This is a genomic window from Parabacteroides sp. TM07-1AC, assembly GCF_003480915.1.
In the GTDB taxonomy this organism is placed as follows: domain Bacteria; phylum Bacteroidota; class Bacteroidia; order Bacteroidales; family Tannerellaceae; genus Parabacteroides; species Parabacteroides chongii.
The window spans coordinates 1-1,049 of record NZ_QUKD01000029.1 but is presented as its reverse complement, the minus strand read 5'-3'; the positions used below and the strand labels follow the sequence as shown (position 1 = coordinate 1,049).

At 30.6% G+C, this 1,049-nt stretch carries 2 protein-coding genes; both read right to left on the bottom strand.

The window, feature by feature from the left end; all coding sequences use genetic code 11:
- Window positions 1-99: 99 nt before the first annotated feature.
- Window positions 100-390 (bottom strand): hypothetical protein, encoded by a 291-nt coding sequence (locus DXD68_RS23980; protein WP_118058813.1) that lies wholly within the window; start codon window positions 388-390, stop codon window positions 100-102.
- Window positions 391-469: 79 nt separating this feature from the next.
- Window positions 470-985, bottom strand: a complete 516-nt coding sequence (locus tag DXD68_RS23975) for a DUF2262 domain-containing protein (protein ID WP_115485009.1) — start codon at window positions 983-985, stop codon at window positions 470-472.
- Between the last annotated feature and the right edge of the window lie 64 nt (window positions 986-1,049).

Genomic DNA, 1,049 nt, shown 5'->3' with positions numbered 1-1,049 from the left:
AATTTTTCTAATATTTCCTTTTTTTGATTCATAATCACTAATGTTTGGTGGCTAACCGACCTTTCAGGGGAGGTTGAGCCGCTTGTTATAAACTTATTCCTAATCACCTGAAACAAAAAAATGATAGCCGCCTTTGGTAATCATCTCTAAGTTTTTAATAAATGATTGAATTAAGACACGAGTTTCTTTATTAATTTCTTTCTTGGTATAATCAATAGCAATATCCTTAATCAAGAAAAGATTATCTATTATCAGCCTCGTATCTCCATATTCATCTATTACAAGTCCTGTTTTTCGATAAAATTCATCGAATACCGGTCTTAATTCATCAAACTCGCTATATTTCAAGGAGAAAGATGTTTCTAATTCTACATTGCAAAAATCTATCATATTTGAGTTTGATATTAAGTTTATAATGTTCGGCAGATAAACCATTTTCAATGTTTCATCTGTTTGTTAGCAACCTGTTCTATCCTTCTAATCCATTACATTCACATTCAATTTTTCCGTTTTCTTTGGTATATAGACTATACCATATAACATGACCTGCATAATAATCAGGGGAACAACTTATATACATGTTTATATCTGTTATCCCTTCCTCAACAGAAAAATAAATAGATTGCACCTTTAAGCTATTATAAAAATCAGTTTGAGTTATAGGTAAAAATACTTTTTCCTCATATGCCGTCAAATAACAATCTTTTTCGTTTGTTACTTTAGAATCTTCATCTTTTATCCATTCTTCAGCAAGTCTAATCATTCCTTCCTCTATTGCTGTTTCTGTGCAGATTTCTTTATTATTATTTACCCACACTAAAACAGATTTAATTATAGGGAGAATAGATATATTGTCAATTCCTTGTTTATTAGATATTTCGACACGAGTTGATTCATTCCATATTGAAATATGGAAATTATACTCATAAGACAGACTTCCTTGTACAAAATCTTTTTCTGTAAGTTGTTCTATTTCTACTATCATCTTGTTTTCGCTTTATGGGTTGCTAATGTTTGGCAGCGTTCCGCTTTAAGCGGTAGTGCTGTTT